Raw genomic sequence first — 22,438 nt, 5'->3', positions numbered from 1 at the left:
CTTTTAAGGTTTGCTAGTGGTCTAAAATCTATTCCATTTTTTACTCATTAACCTAAAAAAACAGGAAGAAAAAAATAATCTACTTATATTAGATTATTCGACATAATCTTCCAAAAAGTTAAAAAAAGCTATGATATGCTACTAAATATAAAGGTATTGTCGTTTATTGCCAGGGGGGATCGCTATGCAAACAAATATCCAAGCTCTTCGAGGTTTTTTTCAGCCAAAATCCTACATACACAGACTAACATCACAGGAACAAACTTCAATAAAACCAATTATAGTAAAGTTATCATTCCTTTTGCTAGTAAGTCTTGTCGTTTCAATCCTATACAGCCTGATGGGTTATGGTACAGAAGTAATTTCTAAGGGTCTTGCAGATTATTCAACAAGTGAGATAGCAGCCTTGCAAACTTTTCATACAGTCGGTCTACTATTAAAGGGATTCTTTTATCCAATCTTCTATTTAACGTTATCAGTCCTACTCAGCTATTTCTTTTTTAGAGAATCTAGTCTAATCGTTTACATACATATACACCTCTATTTTATTGCTTTTATCATGTTAAATCATGTTGCGCAGGTTTTCTTATTCTATACATGGGGTATTCCCTCCATTTCTTCACCATTCTCACTTGGGATCGTAGGTCAGCTATTGTTTAATCATCCATTTTTGATTCATTTTATGAGTTATTTAAATCTTTTCTTCATAGCTGGAATTGTGCTTTTATTCATTCTTTTGAATCGAATATCTTCTAAAAAGCCAATGATTAACGCTTTAATTGTAGTTGGAATTCATTTATTCTTAGCATTACTGGGAGCAGGCATTTCAATGATCAACATTGATGCAATGCTTCGTTAATAGGAGGACATATGAAAAAGTGGATCTGGTCTTGCACAATTTTGATTTGTTTAATTTTCATACTTGGAAATGTATATCTTTATCAAAAATATAATGATGAAATGTATAGCGTGACAAAGGTTGAGGGTTTCGTTAAGCCCCAAAAAAGTGATATTCGGAACTCCACTATGAAGGATGGAGTTGTTACGACAACTGATGAGCAAGTCATTGCTTACAATCCAGAGTTCGGGTTACTGGATGAAGTGCTCGTAAAAGAAGGAGACACTGTCGGTAAAGGAACAGTTCTAATTCAATATAAGACAGATGAATATGACCGATTAAAACAACAGACTGAGATGAAAATTGACAGAACTATAGCTGAAGCAGACAAAGTAAGGAAGGACATTACTGCCCTGGGATCCATTAGAATACCTACAACTTTTGAAACAGAAATCGAAGAGGCTGAGGCAAAAGCAAATGAAATAATCATTGATAGCCAAATTAGAGAGTTAGAATTAAAAGAGGAATTATTAGAGTTGGATATCAAAGAGTACGATAGCCAAATTGAGGCCATTGAAGCTAAGGAAGAATCCAACGTTACCCTAAGTCCTATTAACGGAATTGTAAAAGAAGTGAATTCAAACAATTTGAAAGAACTCGTAACAATTATTAGCAATCCTTATGTCGTTCAAGGGGAGCTATCAGAGCAAGATATCAAAACGATTGAAATAGGGCAGAAGGTTTACGTTTCATTGGACAATAAAAAATTAGTAGGGACGATTAGTGAAATTTCACCATATCCTGTTGATCCTCCATCTCTCGACCAAGAAACTAGTTATTTTCCGTTTACAGTCAGTGTCACAGAAGAAGAACAATTAGCATTTGGTCATCATTTACGGTTGGAGATTGTAAGGGCAGAAAGTGTAGATGCTACCCTAGTGTCAACTAATACAATGGTCGAAAAGGCGGGTAAAGAAGGACGGTTATACCTAGCAGAAAACGGAAGGCTTAAAGAAACAAAGGTAACTTTGGGCTTGAGGGAAAAACAAAAAGTAGAAGTGACTAATGAGTTAGAATTAGATGCCCTATTATTGCGAAATCCAAGTAAGGACATAAAAGATGGTTCACACTTTGTTATGCCATTAAAAGGCTTTGAGTTCATTACGGCTGACCTAAAAAGTATATCTAAGAGGGATTCTGCAACTATCATATTGAAGGCTTTTGTAGGAAAAGGTAATGACTAACAGGAATAACTAACAGAAAGACTGTCCAAATACTGGGCAGTCTTTCATTCGAGAAAATAGGTTTTTTCCTAGTGGATAGGGACATATGCTATCGAGTTGGTAGTAAAATGACCCCAGCGCTATTGCAAATTTAATGTATTTTAACCAATGAAAGGAAACTCCATAATGAAGCACCTTCTTTTATTAATTGGACCAACCTTGATGATAGTAATTGGTTTAACCATTTTCGGAAATATCCCATTAACCTTCATCCTTTTTTATGGCTGGCTCCTGCTTGTCCCTTTGTTAAGTAAACGGAATAGTAGTCGAAGCTTGTTTAGTCAAATTCCAAACAAAAAGAGTGTAGTCATAGTCGGACTTATAAGTGGGATTGTGAGCTGCGTTGTAATCTTAAGTACAATGACGTATTTATTTGATTACATTGTTGATTTAATTAGCTTGCAAAGAATAGTAAAAGAATGGGGATTTACAGGTATTCAATTAATATGGCTTGTACTCGTATTAATCGTTATTAACCCAATACTAGAAGAATTATATTGGAGAGAATTTATGTATAGGCGACTACACCAAAGTTTAGGTGTAAAAGGATCCATTCTACTTACATCCCTCTTTTATAGCCTGTATCATTTGCTTTCTGTTATCCCAATGTTTACATGGCCACTAAATTTAATTTCGGTTCTTCCTGTATTGCTAGCCGGAGTGTTGTGGGGATATTTTAGATATAAATTAAACAATATAATGACTTCCATTATAAGTCATGCACTGGCTGATTTAGGTATTATACTTGTTTATTTCTTACATGTATTCTAGTCGATGATAGTATGATTTCTATAAGATGTAATAGTTATCCCACTAGCTGTAGGGAAGATTTTCATAAAATCATCACATGTGGGTAAAACTAATACGTTGACTGTACGGTTTTTTCGGTATACGATTAGTTATAGAAGGGAAGGGGTGAGGAGATTGGGAAGGACTATAGAATTGGTGAGTTAGCGAGTAAAGCAAATGTATCAAAGCGAACAATCGATTATTACACCCAATTAGGCCTCCTATCCCACACGAGGACGGAATCTAATTATAGGATATATGAAGAGACGGCACTTCATGATTTGTATTTAATTGAACATTATAAAAAACTGAACATGCCTTTGTCTGAGATCAAGTCAGCGATTGAATTCGTAAAAGAAACAAATTGTCAGGATTATCAAAAAGTGGAAAACCACTTTGAGCAGTTATCTAATCTTATGATACACCTAAACGCGGAAATGAAAGAGATGAAGCCAATCCTAGAGAATCTTAATGCTAATCAAAAGGAAGCACTTTTGAATAAGCTTTCTCCTCAAGGTGTAACACTTGCTCATTCCCTGTTATTGCTACTTGGATAACTTTGATTTTAGGGGAAAATATATTTAATAACACTATATATTTAATAACACTATATAAAAAAATAGGAGGTGGATTCCTTACTTCATTTGTGGAGTATGGAGACTACTTGGATATTATAAATTTACTTATGGTAGCGGTATTAATTGGCTTAACTGGCTTCTTCGTTGCCTCAGAATTTGCGATTGTAAAAATTCGTAGTACGCAGATTGATCAATTAATTGCTAGCGGTCATAAAAATGCTCATGCAGCAAAAAATGTTGTTACCAACCTTGATGAGTATTTATCTGCTTGTCAGCTAGGTATTACGATTACTGCACTAGGACTTGGGTGGTTAGGGGAACCAACTGTTGAAAGCCTATTATTGCCTTTATTTACTCAGTTTGAAATCGCTGAAAATGTTTCACATATTATTTCCTTTGTGATTGCATTTGCTTTAATTACTTTTTTACACGTTGTAATAGGGGAACTTGCACCTAAGACGGTAGCAATACAAAAAGCAGAAGCAGTAACCTTATTGTTTGCCAAACCGTTAATGGTCTTCTATAAAATTATGTACCCTTTTATTAAAGTTTTAAACGGGTCCGCTCGTTTGTTAGTTGGTTTATTCGGTTTAAAGCCTGTTTCTGAGCATGAAATAGCGCACTCAGAGGAAGAGCTACGACTAATTCTTTCTGAAAGTTTTAAAAGTGGAGAGATTAATCAGTCAGAATTCAAATATGTAAGTAATATTTTTGCATTTGATGATCGAATTGCAAAAGAGGTCATGGTACCTCGAACGGAAATCGTTGCGTTTGATAAGAACCAAACCGTTCGAGATTGTATCGGAGTTGTTTCGGAAGAGAACTATACAAGATACCCCATTTATGATGGGGATAAAGACACGATTGTTGGAATGGTTAACATGAAGCAAGTATTGACCGATTATGTGAATGGAAAAAATCAAGATGATTCAATCGAAAGATACATTAGACCCGTAATCCAGGTTATGGAATCTATTGCAATAAAGACTTTATTCGTTAAAATGCAAAAAGATCGAGTTCATATGGCTATTTTAATTGATGAATATGGTGGTACTGCTGGACTAGTAACAGTTGAGGACATCCTCGAGGAAATTGTAGGCGAAATTCGAGATGAATTCGATATGGATGAAGTCGCTGATATTAAAAAGGTGAACGAAGATGTCACGATCGTAGACGGAAAAGTATTAATTGAAGATATCAACAACCTATTTGGTTTGAACATCGATGATACCGACGTCGATACGATAAGTGGTTGGATCTTAACAGAACGAATGGAGATTAAGCAAGGTGATGCAATTACTCTTAACAACTTTGAGTTTGAAATACTTGAAATAGAGGGTTATACAATTAGATCAATAAAAATTACAAAGCTTGCTGACCAACCCTTATAAGAGAAGAGAACCAGCTCAAGTGATGAGCTGGTTCTTCTTTTTATCTTTCAGAATTCCAATCCTGAATCCCATCAGATTCCAAAATACCTAAAGTAACATCTCCAATATCCGAATCACTGAGCAATAAATCTCTAACACGGAATTTAATATCATCTGCAATCGCTAAGGTGAACCCAACTTTTAGCTCGATATAGCTTTCAACGTGATATTTGCGTCCTTCTTGAATAATCCGCATTTTCTTAATATCCACAATATCAGGGTCAGACAAAATAATAGATGCTACACGATCTTCAACTACCTTTGGAGCAGCAACACCAATTAAACCAATCGTATTTTCATAACCTATCTTTATGGCAATTCCAATTAACAAGAATCCAATTAATAGCGTACCTATACCGTCAAGAATGTATAAACCAGTCCAATACGAAATCAAAATTGTTAATAAAGCGAGCAAAGCACCAAAAGTAGCAATGATATCCTCGTAAAAAACGAGACGAGTAGGCGGGGAAGCTAAATTTACATTTTTGAAAGAGTTTGCAGCAATAGCAGATAGCCCTTTTGCATTACTTCTTGTTTCTACAGCAATTTCCTTCATAACCTTCAATAAAATGGCCCCATCAATAAGGACTGCGATGGTTAAAATAAAAATATTGAGGATAATGTTAGTCGCTGGTTTTGGATGCTGAATCAACTCCCAGCCTTTTAATAAAGTTTCATAGGCCATTATCGATATTACGATTACTGCGATTAAGACGAAGAGATTGACAACTCGACCAAAACCAGCAGGAAATCGTTTTGTAGGGGCCTTCTCTGCAAGAGCACTACCGAAAAATACAAAGCCTTGATTGATGGCATCCGCTGCAGAATGGAGTGTCGTAGCGAACATGGTGCCACTTCCACTAATGACGGCAGCTATTGCTTTTATAATGGTCAAAAAAGTGTTTCCAAGTGCTGCGATACCTGATGATTTATTTCCCTGCTTTAATAATTTTATAAATGACATAGTTAGTTCCTTTCTTTTTCTCATTCATATCTTAATTTTACCAAATAAACCTGATAATTATGTAAGGAATCCCGACTGTTAAATAGATTCAAAATAAAAAAGGGAGTGTATGCTCCCTTTTTTTCTTAAGCAGAAGATTGCTGAATCATGGTTCTCTCTACCTTTATTTTTTTGATGTGAAAGCCTTCCATTTCCATAATGCGGAATTCGAAATTATTAACTTGAAGGGCATCTCCCATTTGGACATCCATTTTTTCGGTCAGCATCCAGCCCCCGATTGTATCAACATCACTGTCGTCAATTTGTAGTCCAAAGAGATTATTTACATCTTCAAGTAATACTTTACCGTCGATAATTGTTTTATTGTTGTCGATCTTACGAATATCAGGAGATTCATCCTGGTCAAACTCATCATGAATCTCTCCAACAATTTCTTCAAGAATATCTTCAACTGTTACAAGTCCACCCGTTCCCCCGTACTCATCAATAAGTATGGCCATGTGAACACGATCTTTTTGCATTTTCACTAAAAGGTTTTCTAATGAAACCGATTCGATGACCTGTATGACGGGTCTTACGTAATGTGCAATAGATGCTTGATCTCGGCTTCCTCTAATGTAATCAGTCAATACTTCTTTCATGTTGACCATTCCAATGATATGGTCTTTATCACCTTGGTATATTGGATACCTTGTATAGTTCTCGGTAGAAGCAATCTGAATGGATTCTTCAAGTGACATTGCATGATCAAAAGCAATTATTTCAGTACGAGGTACCATGATTTCTTTTGCAATACGATCATCAAACTGAAAAATATTGTTCATATACTTATATTCTGATTGATTGATTTCCCCACTGTTATAGCTTTCAGTTAGAATGGAACGAAGTTCATCTTGTGAGTGCGCAACCTCGTGTTCAGATGCAGGTTTCATTCCGAAAACACCTAGGAGTAACTGTGCTGAACCGTTGAGCATCTTAATAAATGGATACATTACTTTATAGAAAAACATTAAAGGTCTCGCGGATAGTAATGCTACTTTTTCTGCCTTTTGAATAGCTAGAGTCTTTGGAGCTAGCTCTCCAATGACCACATGTAAAAATGTGATTAGTATAAATGCAATAACAATTGTCAGCACTTTTGAAACAGCTTCTGACACATTTAGAGAGTTAAACAAAGGATGAAGCAAATGTGCCACAGTTGGTTCTCCAATCCATCCTAAAGCTAATGCGGTGATTGTAATACCAAGCTGACAAGCAGATAAATACTCATCTAAATTAGTGATTACTTTTTTGGCAGCTATTGCATTTTTGTTTCCTTCTGAAACAAGCTGGTCAATTCTTGTACTACGAATTCTAATTATTGCAAACTCTGAAGCAACAAAGAACGCCGTTAACGCAATTAAAATAGCCACCATCGTCAAGTTAAATATGTCCAAGCAGTCTCTTTACCAGTCACCGACTAATAAAGATTACACCTCCTGATTTTATTAGATTAGTAATATTTACTTTGAAAAAGCTCACTTTATTCTAAAATTGGAAGAGATTAATTAAAGTGTAAGAATTGAGGGTTCTAATAGGGGATATTGAGTTTGAGGTAATGGAAAACAAGATCAATACGAAATTTTTATAAATAACTCATTATCACAATCTATTGGGAATTCTCATCTTAACACTTGGCAACTCTGCTAATCTATAATACTTCCCAATGGATCCATCCCCTTTAAAAAGTTATTTAATTTAAATTTACAATAGAATAGCAAACCCGTCAATGGAATGCACTTATGAAATTAGGTATTATTGGGTCAAAAGGGAAATTGTTTTCTATTTAAAATTTTGACTCAATATATATTCATGTGCTAACTTTGAACGTAATAAAAAGGTTTTCTAGGGTTCCGCAGATACTTGGTCTGGTTCAAGAGAAAACGCATGAGTCATGCCTCATGTACACGGATGGACAAAAGCCCGGGAGCTATCTTTATTGAATACTCTCAGGGCTTTTTTATTTAAAAAATGTGCAAACTAAAAACGAGAAGCCTATGTGTTTAGAAGTAAGAAATATAAATAAATTTTAATTAATTAAAGGAGGAAGGAACTGGACATGGCTTGGATTTATTTAGCAATTGCAGGAGTTTTTGAGGTGGTTTGGGCAATTGGACTTAAATACACGGAAGGATTCTCGAAGCTTTATCCCACAATTGTAACCATCATAGGCATGATCATTAGTTTCTATTTTCTAGCTTTAGCAGTCAAAACACTTCCGATAGGAACAGCTTACGCGATCTGGACAGGAATCGGTGCTATAGGTGCAATTATCGTGGGAATGATTGTATTCAATGAACCAAGGGACTTCATTCGAATTGTATTTCTACTTTTCATCCTAACTGGAATAATTGGGTTAAAGGTTACAGCAGGTGGTCATTAAATAGAGGAATACACAAAAATGACCTGACTTTAGTGAGCATTTTCAACATCCTTTTCGATTTATTGGATCTAACCTATTCACGGCTCTCCATGTACTTGCCTTTTTATTTGAGGGAGATGCAATAAGTAAATAGCATTTTGTGAATAAGATTCTTATACTATAAGATAGAGCTTGTTTTTTGGAAGAGGTGCTTTGGATGAAGAACGATTGGAATGAAGATTCAATAAGTAAAATTGTAGAAAGACAGAGAATTTCCTTTTACAAGGGTTCAACAAGGGACTTAGATAGAAGAATTACCCAATTAAAACAACTCAGAGAAGCTGTTATTCAATATGAAGATCTGATCATGGATTCCCTTAAAAAGGATTTAAACAAATCTAATTTAGAAGCTTATACAACTGAAATTGGAATGCTTCTTAAGGAAATAAGTCTTGTAACCTCAAAACTAAAAGGGTGGGCGAAGCCAAAGCGGAGTCAAACAGCACTTACCCATGTTGGATCAACCAGTTACGTTATACCTGAACCATATGGGGTCGTACTTATAATTGCTCCTTGGAATTATCCCTTTTTGTTAGCAATCTCCCCACTAGTAGGTGCGATTGCAGCAGGAAACACAGCGATTATTAAACCATCTGAATTAACACCCCATGTTTCAGCCGTTATTGAAAAGATAATAACTAATACTTTTGATGAGGACCTTGTAAGTGTTATACAAGGTGGTGTGAAAATAAGTCAAATCCTTCTTAAGCAACGTCTAGACTATATTTTTTTTACAGGTAGTGTAGCAGTTGGGAAAATCGTGATGCGTGAGGCAGCAAATCAGTTAATACCCGTAACGCTTGAACTTGGTGGGAAAAGCCCATGTATCGTTCATAGAGATGCGAACCTGGAGATAGCGGCTAAGAGAATTGCATTTGGAAAGTTTACAAATGCTGGTCAAACCTGTATCGCACCTGATTATTTACTGGTTGATAAAGAAATTAAATCTGTTTTTCTAGAGAAGCTTGAATTCACAATAAAAGAATTTTACGGTGATGCTCTGAACAATCCTGATTATGGGCGCATAGTGAATGAAAGTCATTTTGATCGATTATCCACTTATCTGAGAGACGGGGAAGTCATCTTTGGAGGGGGGTCAAATAAGGAAGAGCTTAAAATGGAGCCAACTATATTAGATCAGGTTTCATTAGATTCAGCTGTTATGAAGGAAGAAATCTTTGGTCCGATTTTTCCAGTAGTGGAGTATGAAACTCTAGAAGATGCAATAGCACTGATCCAGTCTCGCCCTAAGCCACTTGCTCTCTATTTATTCTCGGAGAGTCAGACAACTCAAGCAAAGGTTACTGAGAATATTTCGTTTGGAGGGGGCTGTATTAATGATACATTAATGCATATTGCTACCCCGTATTTACCATTTGGAGGAGTAGGAGAAAGTGGAATTGGAAGCTATCACGGTGAATTTAGTTTCTCTACGTTCTCCCATTACAAAAGTATTTTAAAACAGACAACAAAGGTTGATTTGCCGTTTAGGTATCCTACTTTTAAGAATGGGCTAGCCATTGTTAAGAAGTTGTTGAAATAGAATCTAGTTGCATAGTTTTTGCGGAGGTTGGATGTGATTATTTTGTCGAAAAACGTCTTATCGCTGATATATCCGAGTAATCGCCGATATAATGGAAGAATCGCTGATATATCTCATAAATCGCTGATAAAATGAAAAAAACGCTGATATATTGAAATTATTGCCGAAAATCACTGTCTCATTGTGATTGCGAACTAGTTTAGTTGAGGTGAATTTCTAATTTCAGCAAAAAATCAAACATATAACGTCAAAAAGCTACCCAATCGAAATGGGTAGCTTCTAAATTGTTTCATTCAGAACGGAAATGGGTGATAATGCTTTTGTTTCATCAATAAAGATAAATGCATCATAGCGTTCGGACATTCTTGATGGCACATAATTTCCTAAATGCTCGTGCTCAGGGTGATAAATAACTCCAATTGCTCGGTGGCCAAGACTTCTTGTGATTCATTATATTCTTTTAACCATTCAACTAAATCCAATACTTCTTCATTTGCCCACATCCAGGTTGGCCACCTGTTAAAGGCTTGTAGTACTTCTTTTCCACTAGTGTAAGGAGTTTCATAGCCCAACACATAACGATTCACTTCATAACAGGAGGGACAATCTCCTTCAACTGCAATGAAAGTGAACTTTTTTTCTAGAATTAGTCTTTTCGTAATCTCTGAACGCTTCGTATAAAATTCTGATGTACCATGTGAAGCTTCCCCCCAAAAGAACATACTTCACCTCTCCAATGGTCTCAAGTAGAGGTGCTAGATGTTGATCATGTTCATAGGGGAGGGAGTGTTTCTTGATGCTTTCTTCTATAGTCTTGGTTAAAACCAAATGGCATCACCAACAATTCATCAAATTTTACGATCAATCCTTATTTTTGCTATGAAGTCTCTCCATTATTCTTCTTTTTTGGTAAAGCATTGTTCCTGCCTCGCTGATGTCCGAAATCATAGAACGATTAATGAAAGCACCAAAAACCATACCTGCAACTGGAATTAGCTGAAATAATTTTTTCCAGCCAAATTGATCACGGTATGTATAGACCACCTCACGAAAGCCTTGGAGCTGGGACATCATTTCCTTCTGATGTTCCTCTCGTTTGTAAAAACCAGCTAGTTCTTTTAAGATAGCCTGCTTTCCTACAACATCAGCTGATGCAAATTGAAGAGATTTTACAATGAAAATTCGCTCAGCACGGTCATTTGGATCATACCCATAAACGATGGCAATTTCCTGGAGGGTTTTTAGTGATAATCCAAGCAAAACGGGGATATCAATCGCTAATGTGAAAATCCCACCGAATCCAGTTGTAGCCCCTTGTACTGTAGCTATGTTCTGTCTGCTTTTACTCAGCTCAGAGCTAATTTTGTACATTGTCTGTAGTGGAACCTGTGAAACTTCTTCAATACTATGTACTTGTGTATCCGGAGGTAAATTTTGATTGAATTTAGAGAGAATATGCTGTTCTTGGACTAAATATTTGCCACCTGTTTGAAGAAATTGCCCTAGCTCATCAAGTAGTGAACTTATCTTATTTTGAATAAACGCTGGTGTCACTTTGTCCAACAACATAAAGGGAATACGTCCAAGCTTCTCCCAAAACCAAAGTCCTTTCTGATCGTTCTCCCAGACTTCTATCTTTCGCAGTTCCAGTTCTAGTTCTTCTTTAGTCTCCATTATCCATCTCCTTAAAAATACTTCAGTTAATGTACGTATGTTGTTTCATATAGTTTCAGCTTAATTTATAGTTGATATAAGCAATAAAACAATTACTTGTTGTCACAACAGATTATTTCGGTATAGTACATAAGGAAAAAACTTTAAAATTTAAGAGGTGTACTATGAAATATCTTTTTTTGCTTTTTATTCTTGTGAGTTTTACTGGTTGTGGCATGCAGTCTGATATAGAGTCTAAAGAGATTACCATTTCTGCTGCCGCTAGTCTGAAGGATGCTTTGGAAGAAATAAGGGATGAATTTACGAAGGAATATCCGACTATACAAGTTTCTTTTAATTTTGGCTCATCTGGATCTCTACAGCAACAAATTGTTCAAGGGGCACCAATTGATCTATTTTTATCTGCTTCAAAAGAAAAATTCGAGTTACTTAAACAACAAGATCTGATTATGAAGGATAAAAGTGTAGACATTCTTCAAAATTCACTCGTATTAATTGAAAAAAAAAATGCAAATAATCATGTTCTTTCTTTTCAAGATATAAAAAATAATAATATACAATCTATTGCTATTGGGCTTCCTGAAACTGTCCCAGCTGGACAATACGCGAAAGAAACATTTCAATCAATCGGGATATGGAAACAGATTGAACCGAAATTAATTTATGGGAAAGACGTTAGACAGGTTCTTTCTTATTTGGAAACAGAAAATGTGGAGCTAGGAATCGTCTATTTAACTGATGCCTTAACATCTCCAAAAGTTACCGTTTTGTCAACAGCGGATGAGAAATGGCATTCTCCTATTAACTATTCAATTGGTGTTATTAACAATACGAGTCACCTCGAAGAAACGGAGATCTTCTATCATTTTTTACAAAGAAAGCAAGTGATCGTGATTTTTGAAAAATATGGATTTAAAGGATTGGAAAAATAGAATGATGGTTGAGTTGATTGAACCTATAATGCTTTCTATTCAGGTGGCCTGTTTAGCGAGTCTTACTGTAATAATTTTAGGGACTATTGTTGGTCGTGTAATGGCTCGAGCTCAGTTTAAGGGGAAAGTAATCATAGAAACACTGCTACTTTTACCGTTGGTGCTGCCTCCATCGGTTGTTGGTTTTGTCCTATTAGTTACGTTTGGAGCGAACAGTCCGATTGGGGAGTTTTTTGAGTGGCTTTTTAATCAGCCCGTTGTTTTTACATGGTGGGCTGCTGTTCTAGCTTCTACGGTTGTTGCATTTCCTTTAATGTACCAATCAACAAAGACGGGTTTTGAAGCTGTAGATACAGAAATAGAAGATGCAGCAAGAGTGGATGGAGCGAGCGAAAAGAAAGTATTTACTAAAATATCCTTACCCTTAGCTTTTAAAGCAATCGTGACAGGAAGTATATTGAGTTTCGCTAGAGCATTAGGTGAGTTTGGAGCAACCTTGATTGTAGCGGGAAATATTCCTGGAAAGACCCAGACCATTCCAACGGCTATCTATATTGCGATGGATTCCGGGAACATGGAGACGGCTTGGATCTTGGTTACTGTGATGATTTTTATATCGTTTATGATGCTACTTATTGTTTATTACATTAAACCGGGGAAATAGATATTCCATAAAAAGGGGCGTCATTTATTGGTAAATAATAAATAAAAACCTATTAAATTCAGGTAATTTAGTTTAAAATTCGGAATAGTTAGAAAATTATAAATCACATGACTAATGCATTTTTAAGACAGACCCCTAAAAAAGGGCAGACTGATAGTTTATGCAGTCTAAATGATTTTAAAGCTGTAAGCTTTAGTTCTTTCAGTACCTCAGCGAGCAATTTTTTAGCTAATGCCTGTTCGTAAGCGTATACAGTGATTTACCAAGGTGGTCTTTCCAAATCCTATCTTTAATGGTATTTCTCTTTGCCATCATGACGTTGATGCTCTAAGAAGTTGTAGGTCAAAACTCTACACCAAAAATGCACAATGACTTTTTTTACTGTTTCGACAATGGTAATTAGCAATTGAGGCAATAGACAAAATTCTAGCTGACAATATTTTTGCAAGTCAAGTAAATCAGATGAAAAGTAAAGGAGTCGATAAGATTGAAACACGTATCAGCAGCAATATATATATCATTTGCTTTTTTATTTTATTATTTACGAGGGTTTAATAACTTTCATAAATCTGAAGGAATGAACTTCATTATTTTTTTATTTGCAGCGATTGGTATGATATATATTATAAATATATTAATAAGCCATTTTAAAAAAAAAATAACTTAATTTTAATCAGAAAAACCAAAACCTTCCAATAAAATGGAAGGTTTTCTTGGATTTATCTATAAACCTGAGCATGAGTATTAGGATGGATTGAAAATACATTTGCTGGAGTAACTCCGAAAGAAAATCCCGTTAAAGAAATACTTGGTGAAAGAGTATATTCGTCTTCTTGATGCGCATATTGTCCATAAGCATCAATTACATTACTACTTGCTAACACATTTACAGAATAGTACATATAGCTTGATAGAGTCATAACTTTATCTGCAGCACATCCTCCAACTGTTTCATCATTAGGAAGATTAACCTTTAATGAATATCCACCAGAACCCTTTTTAAATGCACTACTACTAGTGTTATAAGTAGCACTGCCAGATTGAGTATTATTACAGTAACTCCAGGTTGTCCAGTCTTGCTTTCCATATTGAGTGTCTACTACAGGACCCCAAAAGGATTCATTAATTCCAACTCCAGTAACATCTACATATCAGTAAAACGGTAATTTATCCCACGTTACAGAATTTTTTAAACGATATGTGTTCGTATTAAGTTTAGTTATAGTTGTTGTCATTCGCTTATAAGATGTAGGTTCCGTGTCGCTACTAGCTGTAATCGAAAATAGACCTTTATTATCTTCTAGCGCAGATAATTCCTTGTCTTTAGCCAATTCATCAAAATAAGCCTGTTGGTCCAACTTTATTAATTTAGACGGTTTAACAACTTTTTCTTTTTCTTTATATAGCTCACTTATTTGATTGTTTAATGCATCTTCTGAAGAGGGGGCAATTATTTTAAAATACTCAGTTGAAGAACTTACAACTTCACCAATTAGATCCTTATTTAGAAGAAATTCTTCTTTGTCCATGTTCTGAATTTCTAAATCTGTAAATCCTAAAGATACTTAATTTGAATATGCAGTAAACAATATCCATTTTCATTCATATACCAATATTCAGAAAAAGTGTATTGGGAAAATCATGGTGTTTTTCATTGATTAAACGCTATTATTAAGCCCTATTTTCCCAATACACTTTATTTTCAATTTATGTTATAATATTCTCTCTTTTTTAAATTCTATTTTATTAAAATGATTTTTCGGGGAAATATAAAGATTTTCTAGGTTTAGTCTTTAATCCACTCCGAGTGCGTCTACCGAAAATCATTACCTATTCTGAGCTAGTGGGATAATTAGTTTAATCGATAACACAAATCTAGAATTGTTTCTCTTCCGTATTCTTATTTGATTTTTTAAGTAAATGCTCTAGTTTTGAAAAGTATTTTTTTCTTGTTTCTAATTCAAGCTTATTTCGAAATCTATTACATACTTTAAAAATTTCGAGATTACTTTATCTTTCTAAACCTTAACATGAAATTCCCACTTTCTTTTCAGGAAAAAACCCTGTGAACCCCTGTTAACTATTGTCGAAGTGGTTTATAATTAAGAAAGTATTTTTACGCATCAAGGGGGAACTTACTTGGAAGTTTTTGTAGCAAGACAACCGATTTTAGATTCAAATGAACAACTATACGGCTATGAATTATTATATAGAAATGGTCAAGAGAACTTTTATAATCATTTTGATGGAGATAAAGCAACAATTGATGTTTTAGTGAATAGCTTTGTGACAATTGGTGTGGATAAGATAGCAAATGATAAAAAATGCTTTATTAATTTTACAGTGAATCTTTTGCTTAAGGGCTTTCCTACATATTTTCCAGCTGAATCTGTGGTGGTCGAAATATTAGAAGACATAGAACCAACTGTGGAAGTTATTGAAGCCATAACTAATTTGAAGAAATTAGGATATGCCATTGCATTAGATGATTTTATATATGAAGATAAATACAAAGAGTTAGTATCCCTGGCGGACATAATTAAAGTTGAATTTCCTAAAACGACAGCCATAGAGCATAGAATATTGTTAGAACTGGCTAGGGAACACGGAATCAAGCTCTTAGCGGAGAAGGTTGAAACAAGAGAAGAATTTGAATTGGCCGTAAAGCTTGGTTACCATTATTTTCAAGGATACTTCTTTAGCAAGCCGGTTATTATCAAAGCGGATGATGTACCTGTTATCTCCCATTTTCACGTTGAGATAATTCAAGAGATTAATAAAATAGATCCTAACATTGAAAATATAACTAGTCTAGTAGAACGAGACTTAGCCTTGTCATACAAGCTATTAAAGTTAATCAATTCTGCTGGTTTTCAATTAAGAAGTAAGATTACATCTATTAAGCAAGCAATTGTATTATTAGGATTAACAGAAGTAAAAAAGTGGATCTTCATTATTTCTTTATCTAGTTTGAACAAAGAAGTCTCTATTCAGGTTATACAATTATGTTTAACAAGAGCTAAAATGGGTGAACTTTTAGCTGAACATGTAAAACAGAACAGCTCTGAACTTTTTTTACTCGGGATGTTTTCCTTAATTGATACATTACTTCATCGCCCAATGGAAATTGCATTGGAGGAACTACCCTTTTCTACTGAGATAAAGGATGCTTTAATTGGGTCAGATAATGTTTTTGGAGATTCATTACTTCTAATGAAGTCCTTAGAGACAGGGGATTGGTTGCTTTTTTCTGAACTATGCCAAAAATTACAAATCACAGAAGAAGTGGGGATGGATTGCTACTCAAAAGCGATTGAATGGTCTACTTATATTGTAGATGTGATTGTGACTGCATAGTATGAACTTTTTACGAATACGCTGAAAATTCCCTTGGTAAATAAAGGGAATTTTTTAAATTAAGATATAGGTAAAAATATAGTTCACTAGAAACCACATAACACCGAAGAAGATGGTTTTCAGTCATAAAATTCCTCCACCAAATCGCTATACGTATCCTTACCACTTATTTAAAAAGTCTAAACCTTCTTTCTTATAGAGCCTGTTCAAAAAGGAGGACAAAAAGAGCAAAGAAGTTCAAGGAAGCGAAGTCTTGAGCTTCCTGCGCGTATGTTTTGTATACGAGAGGAGCGGAAAAGACGAGCTGACGAAGAAATTCGAAGCTATTTTTGCCGGACTTTTTGAACATCCTCTTATAAGATTAATCAAAAATAAATATAGACGAAGGCTTATCAATCTCATATTATATAAAGAGTAAACTTGTCGTTATTTGTCGTTTTAAGTTAAATTGGTAAATTTTACTTTATAAAAAATCAATATAGTTGAACCGATAATAAGGATACATAGATTAAGAGGAGTGGGCCAAATGGATCAAGATTTGATTAAGTTTGAGACTTTAAGAAGAAAAAACAAGATTATGTTTATTATGTTAGTTGTTTCTGTTGTGCTAGCAACAGTTGTGGATCTTTCAATAGGAGCTAAATTGGCAACTATCCTCAAAGTGGTTATCGGTGGATCTACTGTCATTGCAATTGTTGGTTCACTTCATTTTACTAAGAAGCTTACAAATGCTCTTCCATACTTAGCTTTAGTAGGAATTACAGCAGTATTAGGTTTGATTATGTTTGGTGGTATCTCTGAAACGAATATTTTGTTACCTTTTTATTTATTAGCCTGCGCAGCCCTTTACTTGGATCGTAAGCTTGTAGTAACGGGTATGATTTTATCAACTGGACTTATGGTTGGATATTATATGACAGTTGCTTATGAACTAATTGAAAATATGACTTCTACGTTACTTTTATTAGTATTGGTGTTTGTCGTGCTTTTCTTACAAGAAGTGATTTCAAGACAATTTAATACTAGACTTGAAGAAATGTCTGCTAGTATGGAAGAATCATTAGCTAAAGAACAAGATACAAAAGTTGCTATAATAGAAAACACTGGAATTATCGCTGTAAATATGAGAGATATTCGTGATCAATCAGGTATTAATCAGCAATCTTTTAATGAAGTAAATACCTCTATTCAAGAGGTTGCAACTGGTATGCAATCTCAGGCAAATGCAGTAAATGATATTATGGATGTTATTGAAAATACAAATGGCATGGTTCAGGAAATGCTTGGACGTGTTCATACGATTAGCGAGCGTACAACTCAATCGGTTGAAGATTCAAAACAAGGTAGTGTAAAAGCCATTCAGTTAGAAGACAAAATGCATCAATTCAGAGCTCTTATTGTGTCTATGTCACAGGAAATGAAGCAGTTGAGTCAATTTGTAAGTGAATCAACTTCATCTATTAAAGCTATTCAAGACATTACCACTCAAACGAATCTCCTTGCCTTAAATGCGTCTATTGAAGCCGCACGAGCTGGAGAAAGTGGAAGAGGGTTCTCGGTCGTTGCTGAGGAAATTCGTAAATTAGCTGAAACGACAGAACAGACTGCCAAAAAAATATCTGGTAACCTTTCTGAAATCAGCACGAGTACGACCAAAACGCAAGGACAAATGCTGGATATTGGAACAGAGATGGATGGCAATATCCAAATAACACAACAAACGAAGGCGATATTTGAAGGGATTGACACACATATCCACACACTACTTCAAGAAGTCAATTCGTTTGAAGAGCTTGCAAATAAAATTGGGAATGATTCAAATCAAGTTGAAAGAGCAGTCAATGAGTTTGCGGCAGTAATCCAACAAACAACGGCAGCCATTGAAGAGATTACTGCAACTGCCCAAACGCAAAATGACAAAAATGAAGAACTACTAGTTACAATTAAACAAACGGATGAAGCGGTTGAGCGTTTATCAAGTATGAATTAAATTATGCTTAAAAAGCACGCTTATTGGGCGTGCTTTTTTGAATCCAAATAATTTCAGTTATCCATATTTTAAAATATAGTGTAAGAGGGTGAAAATTTATTATTGACAATTCGATTTGAAATGTTATGATAAATACGAATTCGAAATTGAATATTTTTCCACTGGGGGAGCCTTTAAAAGGCTGAGATTAAAGTATACTTTAAGACCCTTTGAACCTGATCTGGATTATACCAGCGTAGGGAAGTGAGGGATGGAACTATGTCTATTATGGTCTCCAATACTAACCACTTTTCTTACGTTTGTAAGGGAAGTGGTTTTTTTGCGTCTAGCTAACCTATTATCAAAAAAAATGGGAGGAAAAAGCATGAAATTTACTGAGCAAATAAGACAAAACGCTGACTCAATTTGGGAAGCAAGCTTTACACATCCTTTTGTTACTGGAATTGCTGACGGAAGTTTACCACTCGATTGCTTTCGGTACTACATTTTACAGGATGCTTACTATTTAACTCATTTTTCAAAAATTCAAGCACTTGGGGCAGCCAAAGCAGGAGATATACATACAACCGCAAGATTTGCTGCTCACGCTCAAGGCACATATGAAGCGGAGCTCCAGCTACACGAAAACTTCTCAAAACGTTTAGGAATAACGCAGGAAGAAAGAGATGCCTTTCGCCCTGCACCTACTGCGTATGCTTATACCTCACATATGTACCGAGGAGGCTATGGGCATTTAGGAGATATTCTTTCAACCTTGCTGCCTTGCTATTGGCTTTACTATGAGATTGGTGAAAGACTTCAAGGTGCAACGCCAGCAGAGCCAATCTATCAGGATTGGATTGCTGCATATGGCGGGGAATGGTTTAGAGAGTTGGTAGAAGAACAAATTAATCGCTTAGATGAGATTGCCGAGACGGTAACAGAAGACGATCGTAACCGGATGAGAGAGCATTTCTGGTTGAGTAGTCAGTATGAGTATTCTTTTTGGGAAATGGCCTATACAAAAGAAAAATGGCCTGTATCTAACTCATCACAACTAATATAACGGAGGAAATTGATATGTCAAGAGGACTAAAATTAACAGATGTATTAATAACGATTGTGATAGCCATTGTGTTTGGGGTTGTTTATAAGCTATGGGGACCACTGTATTCATTCGTTGCACCATTAGGTCTTCATATCGACCAGCTTGTGTATGGAATGTGGTTTATTGCGGCAACAGTCGCGTTTCTCATTATTCGTAAGCCGGGTGTTGCCCTTCTAGCAGAGATTGCAGCCTCTTCTGGAGAATTATTATTGGGTTCACAATACGGAGTAGAAGTTTTACTTTATGGTGTGCTTCAAGGATTAGGTGCTGAGCTAGTGTTTCTATTATTCTTATATAAACGCTTTGACATGGGTGTAGTAATCCTAGCAGCAATCGGTTCAACTGTTGGATCCCTACTTATGGATTGGTATAAAGGGTATCTTGGCGATCTAGCACTTTGGAACCTGAGTCTGTTCATTGGTGCTAGAACAGTGGGTGCGATTCTATTAGCGGGAATTTTTGCTTATGTATTAGTGAAGGCTTTAGAAAAAACTGGGGTTACAAACCTTGTTCGGACGGCTGACCAATCTGATTATGATGCACTAAATCAATGATAATGAAGCCTTACATCCATGTTGAGAAATTGAGATTAAAATTTCCAAAAGAAGAAGGATTGCTGTTTAAGGACTTGAGTGTATCGATAAACAAGGGGGAGAAAGTGCTTCTCCTTGGCCCTTCAGGGTGTGGGAAATCAACATTGTTACAGGTGTTTGCAGGTATTATTCCACACTCAGTGGTAGTCCCGATGAAAGCAGAAGCACTCCACATTCCGGACTCATCGGGTTACGTATTTCAAGATCCAGATAGCCAATTTTGTATGCCATATGTGGATGAGGAAATTGCCTTTGTCCTAGAAAATCTGCAAACTCCAAGAGAATTGATGAAGGAGAAAATAGATAGTTACCTAGAAAAGGTAGGGTTAAGATTAGCAGATTCACATACAAATATCCAAACTTTATCAGGTGGTCAAAAACAAAGGCTTGCAATTGCCTCAATCTTGGCGCTTGAACCGGATGTTTTATTTTTAGATGAACCAACGGCCATGCTCGATCCAGAGGGAACGAAGGATGTATGGGATACAATAAGGAAATTGATGAGTAATCAAACATTAGTTATTGTTGAGCATAAACTCGAACATGTTATAGAAATAGTTGATCGAGTGATTGTGTTTAATAGGTTTGGAGAAATAATAGCAGATGGGAAAAAGGCGGAGGTCTTATCTTCTCATTTATCTTTATTACGCGAACACGGTATTTGGTACCCTGGAGTCTGGGATGAGTTTGCTGCCAAACGGGAAGAAAAAATGGAAACTTTTGCGCAACAACTAACTACCCCTATTCTATCTTTAAAAGACTTTGAGGTTAAAAGAAAGAAGGAACGAGTTGTATTCGTCCCAAAAGCAGACATCGATACTCACGAGTGGATTACTATCTTTGGAGAAAATGGGGCAGGTAAGAGTAGTTTGCTTCTAGGCTTGATGCAGCTACTTAAAACAAGTGGTGATTATGTGCTAAATGGGAAGCTAGTTCACCGAAAAAGAGAACTATTTCTTGAATTAGCCTTTGTTTTTCAAAATCCAGAGTTTCAATTTGTTACCCATTCTGTTTACGACGAGCTGTCCCATTCTCTTCGTCTCTGCCAAGAGAATGAGAGTGTAATCCGTGAAAAGGTAGTCGATAAACTTGAACGTTTTCAATTAGTTGACCATCAGCATAAGCACCCTTACCAGCTGTCAATGGGACAGAAAAGAAGGCTGAGTGTCGCTGCATCCATTATACAGAATCAAGCGATTTTATTATTAGATGAACCAACCTTTGGTCAAGACAGTAAAAACACCTTTGCCTTATTGAATGATTTAGAAGAAGAACGAAAAAAAGGCACTACTATTCTCATGGTGACACATGACGAAAACATCGTTGAACATTTTGCAACCAGAAAGTGGACGATTCGGGATGGGCAATTAGTGGAGGACAGCTACATCACAAAGAAAGAAGTAACAAAGCATCTTCAATATGTGAAATAAAGATAAATAGGATAAATATGGATTATTGTCGATATATTCGGAAAATCGCTGATATATTCGGAAAATCGCCGATATATTTGTAAAATCGCTGATATATTCGGAAAATCGCCGATATATTTGGAAAATCGCCGATATATTTGGAAAATCGCCGATATATTCAGAAAATCGCTGATATATTCGGAAAATCGCTGATATATTCGGAAAATCGCCGATATATTTGGAAAATAGCTGATATATTCGGAAAATCGCCGATATATTTGGATAATCGCCGATATATTCAGAAAATCGCCGATATATTCGGAAAATCGCTGATATATTTGTAAAATCGCCGATATATTTGGATAATCGCCGATATATTCGGAAAATCGCCGATATATTTGGATAATCGCCGATATATTCGTAAAATCGCCGATATATTTGTAAAATCGCTGATATATTCGGAAAATCGCCGATATATTTGTAAAATCGCCGATATATTCGGAAAATCGCCGATATATTTGGAAAATCGCCGATATATTCGGAAAATCGCTGATATATTCGGAAAATCGCCGATATATTCGAAAAATCGCTGATATATTCGGAAAATCGCCGATATATTCGGAAAATCGCTGATATATCCGGAAAATCGCCGATATATTTGGAAAATCGCGGATATATTCGGAAAATCGCCGATATATTCGGAAAATCGCTGATATATTCGGAAAATCGCTGATATATTCGGAAAATCGCTGATATATTCGGAAAATCGCCGATATATTCGGAAAATCGCTGATATATCCGGAAAATCGCCGATATATTTGGATAATCGCTGATATATTCGGAAAA

General features: G+C 35.6%; 21 protein-coding genes and 2 riboswitches. Of the genes, 14 read left to right on the top strand and 7 right to left on the bottom strand.

What is annotated here, in order from left to right; genetic code table 11:
• Positions 1 to 184 precede the first annotated feature (184 nt).
• From ACOI1C_RS11455 to ACOI1C_RS11435, 5 genes are all read left to right on the top strand, one after another.
• Positions 185 to 859 carry a hypothetical protein gene (locus ACOI1C_RS11455; protein WP_422510659.1) on the top strand — a complete coding sequence of 225 codons (675 nt, stop codon included), beginning with the start codon at positions 185 to 187 and terminating at the stop codon, positions 857 to 859.
• Between the two features lie 11 nt (positions 860 to 870).
• Complete coding sequence (locus ACOI1C_RS11450; RefSeq protein WP_422510658.1) at positions 871 to 2,082, top strand: efflux RND transporter periplasmic adaptor subunit; 1,212 nt, start codon at positions 871 to 873, stop codon at positions 2,080 to 2,082.
• A 165-nt stretch (positions 2,083 to 2,247) separates the two neighbouring features.
• Complete coding sequence (locus ACOI1C_RS11445; protein ID WP_422510657.1) at positions 2,248 to 2,892, top strand: CPBP family intramembrane glutamic endopeptidase; 645 nt, start codon at positions 2,248 to 2,250, stop codon at positions 2,890 to 2,892.
• 152 nt (positions 2,893 to 3,044) lie between these two features.
• Positions 3,045 to 3,467: a MerR family transcriptional regulator gene (locus ACOI1C_RS11440; RefSeq protein ID WP_422510699.1), complete on the top strand. Its 423-nt coding sequence runs from the start codon at positions 3,045 to 3,047 to the stop codon at positions 3,465 to 3,467.
• A gap of 107 nt (positions 3,468 to 3,574) precedes the next feature.
• Entirely contained in the window at positions 3,575 to 4,879 is a 1,305-nt protein-coding gene (locus tag ACOI1C_RS11435; protein ID WP_422510656.1) for a hemolysin family protein, read from the top strand.
• Between the two features lie 40 nt (positions 4,880 to 4,919).
• On the opposite strand, the gene ACOI1C_RS11430 is transcribed toward ACOI1C_RS11435, so the two are convergent.
• Together ACOI1C_RS11430 and ACOI1C_RS11425 are read right to left on the bottom strand one after the other, a co-directional pair.
• The gene (locus ACOI1C_RS11430; RefSeq protein ID WP_422510655.1) at positions 4,920 to 5,882 is read right to left on the bottom strand and encodes a cation diffusion facilitator family transporter; all 963 of its coding nucleotides are present in this window, start codon (positions 5,880 to 5,882) and stop codon (positions 4,920 to 4,922) included.
• Positions 5,883 to 6,007: 125 nt separating this feature from the next.
• Positions 6,008 to 7,318, bottom strand: a complete 1,311-nt coding sequence (locus ACOI1C_RS11425) for a hemolysin family protein (RefSeq protein WP_422510654.1) — start codon at positions 7,316 to 7,318, stop codon at positions 6,008 to 6,010.
• 437 nt (positions 7,319 to 7,755) lie between these two features.
• A riboswitch (guanidine-I (ykkC/yxkD leader) is annotated at positions 7,756 to 7,853 on the top strand.
• 127 nt (positions 7,854 to 7,980) lie between these two features.
• Here ACOI1C_RS11425 and sugE point away from each other — a divergent pair.
• A complete protein-coding gene (gene sugE, locus ACOI1C_RS11420) occupies positions 7,981 to 8,304 on the top strand; it encodes a quaternary ammonium compound efflux SMR transporter SugE (protein WP_422510653.1) in 324 nt (107 codons plus the stop codon).
• Positions 8,305 to 8,500: 196 nt separating this feature from the next.
• Complete coding sequence (locus ACOI1C_RS11415; protein WP_422510652.1) at positions 8,501 to 9,886, top strand: aldehyde dehydrogenase; 1,386 nt, start codon at positions 8,501 to 8,503, stop codon at positions 9,884 to 9,886.
• Between the two features lie 279 nt (positions 9,887 to 10,165).
• On the opposite strand, the gene ACOI1C_RS11410 is transcribed toward ACOI1C_RS11415, so the two are convergent.
• The 3 genes from ACOI1C_RS11410 to ACOI1C_RS11400 form a co-directional block, all read right to left on the bottom strand.
• On the bottom strand, positions 10,166 to 10,297 hold the full coding sequence (locus ACOI1C_RS11410) for a hypothetical protein (protein ID WP_422510698.1): 132 nt from the start codon (positions 10,295 to 10,297) through the stop codon (positions 10,166 to 10,168).
• Complete coding sequence (locus ACOI1C_RS11405) at positions 10,270 to 10,608, bottom strand: erythromycin esterase family protein (protein ID WP_422510651.1); 339 nt, start codon at positions 10,606 to 10,608, stop codon at positions 10,270 to 10,272. Before ACOI1C_RS11405 ends, ACOI1C_RS11410 begins: the two co-directional genes overlap by 28 nt.
• A gap of 139 nt (positions 10,609 to 10,747) precedes the next feature.
• Positions 10,748 to 11,560 (bottom strand): EcsC family protein, encoded by an 813-nt coding sequence (locus tag ACOI1C_RS11400; RefSeq protein WP_422510650.1) that lies wholly within the window; start codon positions 11,558 to 11,560, stop codon positions 10,748 to 10,750.
• A 164-nt stretch (positions 11,561 to 11,724) separates the two neighbouring features.
• Between ACOI1C_RS11400 and modA the strand changes: the two genes are divergently transcribed.
• The gene (modA, locus tag ACOI1C_RS11395; RefSeq protein WP_422510649.1) at positions 11,725 to 12,492 is read left to right on the top strand and encodes a molybdate ABC transporter substrate-binding protein; all 768 of its coding nucleotides are present in this window, start codon (positions 11,725 to 11,727) and stop codon (positions 12,490 to 12,492) included.
• Position 12,493: 1 nt separating this feature from the next.
• Positions 12,494 to 13,156 (top strand): molybdate ABC transporter permease subunit, encoded by a 663-nt coding sequence (gene modB, locus ACOI1C_RS11390; protein WP_422510697.1) that lies wholly within the window; start codon positions 12,494 to 12,496, stop codon positions 13,154 to 13,156.
• A gap of 719 nt (positions 13,157 to 13,875) precedes the next feature.
• Here modB and ACOI1C_RS11385 read toward each other — a convergent pair.
• Together ACOI1C_RS11385 and ACOI1C_RS11380 are read right to left on the bottom strand one after the other, a co-directional pair.
• The gene (locus ACOI1C_RS11385; RefSeq protein WP_422510648.1) at positions 13,876 to 14,076 is read right to left on the bottom strand and encodes a hypothetical protein; all 201 of its coding nucleotides are present in this window, start codon (positions 14,074 to 14,076) and stop codon (positions 13,876 to 13,878) included.
• Positions 14,077 to 14,307: 231 nt separating this feature from the next.
• On the bottom strand, positions 14,308 to 14,685 hold the full coding sequence (locus ACOI1C_RS11380; RefSeq protein WP_422510647.1) for a hypothetical protein: 378 nt from the start codon (positions 14,683 to 14,685) through the stop codon (positions 14,308 to 14,310).
• 610 nt (positions 14,686 to 15,295) lie between these two features.
• Here ACOI1C_RS11380 and ACOI1C_RS11375 point away from each other — a divergent pair.
• The 5 genes from ACOI1C_RS11375 to ACOI1C_RS11355 all read left to right on the top strand — a co-directional run bounded on the left by ACOI1C_RS11375 (position 15,296) and on the right by ACOI1C_RS11355 (position 21,613).
• Positions 15,296 to 16,513, top strand: coding sequence for an EAL and HDOD domain-containing protein (locus ACOI1C_RS11375; RefSeq protein WP_422510646.1), 1,218 nt, complete (start codon positions 15,296 to 15,298; stop codon positions 16,511 to 16,513).
• Positions 16,514 to 17,039: 526 nt separating this feature from the next.
• A complete protein-coding gene (locus tag ACOI1C_RS11370) occupies positions 17,040 to 18,503 on the top strand; it encodes a methyl-accepting chemotaxis protein (RefSeq protein WP_422510645.1) in 1,464 nt (487 codons plus the stop codon).
• Positions 18,504 to 18,656: 153 nt separating this feature from the next.
• A riboswitch (TPP riboswitch) is annotated at positions 18,657 to 18,762 on the top strand.
• A gap of 105 nt (positions 18,763 to 18,867) precedes the next feature.
• Entirely contained in the window at positions 18,868 to 19,548 is a 681-nt protein-coding gene (gene tenA, locus ACOI1C_RS11365) for a thiaminase II (RefSeq protein ID WP_422510644.1), read from the top strand.
• A gap of 14 nt (positions 19,549 to 19,562) precedes the next feature.
• Positions 19,563 to 20,144 carry an ECF transporter S component gene (locus ACOI1C_RS11360; protein WP_422510643.1) on the top strand — a complete coding sequence of 194 codons (582 nt, stop codon included), beginning with the start codon at positions 19,563 to 19,565 and terminating at the stop codon, positions 20,142 to 20,144.
• A 2-nt stretch (positions 20,145 to 20,146) separates the two neighbouring features.
• Positions 20,147 to 21,613 carry an ABC transporter ATP-binding protein gene (locus ACOI1C_RS11355; protein ID WP_422510696.1) on the top strand — a complete coding sequence of 489 codons (1,467 nt, stop codon included), beginning with the start codon at positions 20,147 to 20,149 and terminating at the stop codon, positions 21,611 to 21,613.
• Positions 21,614 to 22,438: the final 825 nt, after the last annotated feature.

Origin of the sequence: Bacillus sp. DJP31, from assembly GCF_049310945.1 — a bacterium.
GTDB lineage: Bacteria > Bacillota > Bacilli > Bacillales > SA4 > Bacillus_BS.
Note: the sequence above shows the minus strand (reverse complement) of the source record. Positions and strands in the feature narration are given on the sequence as shown.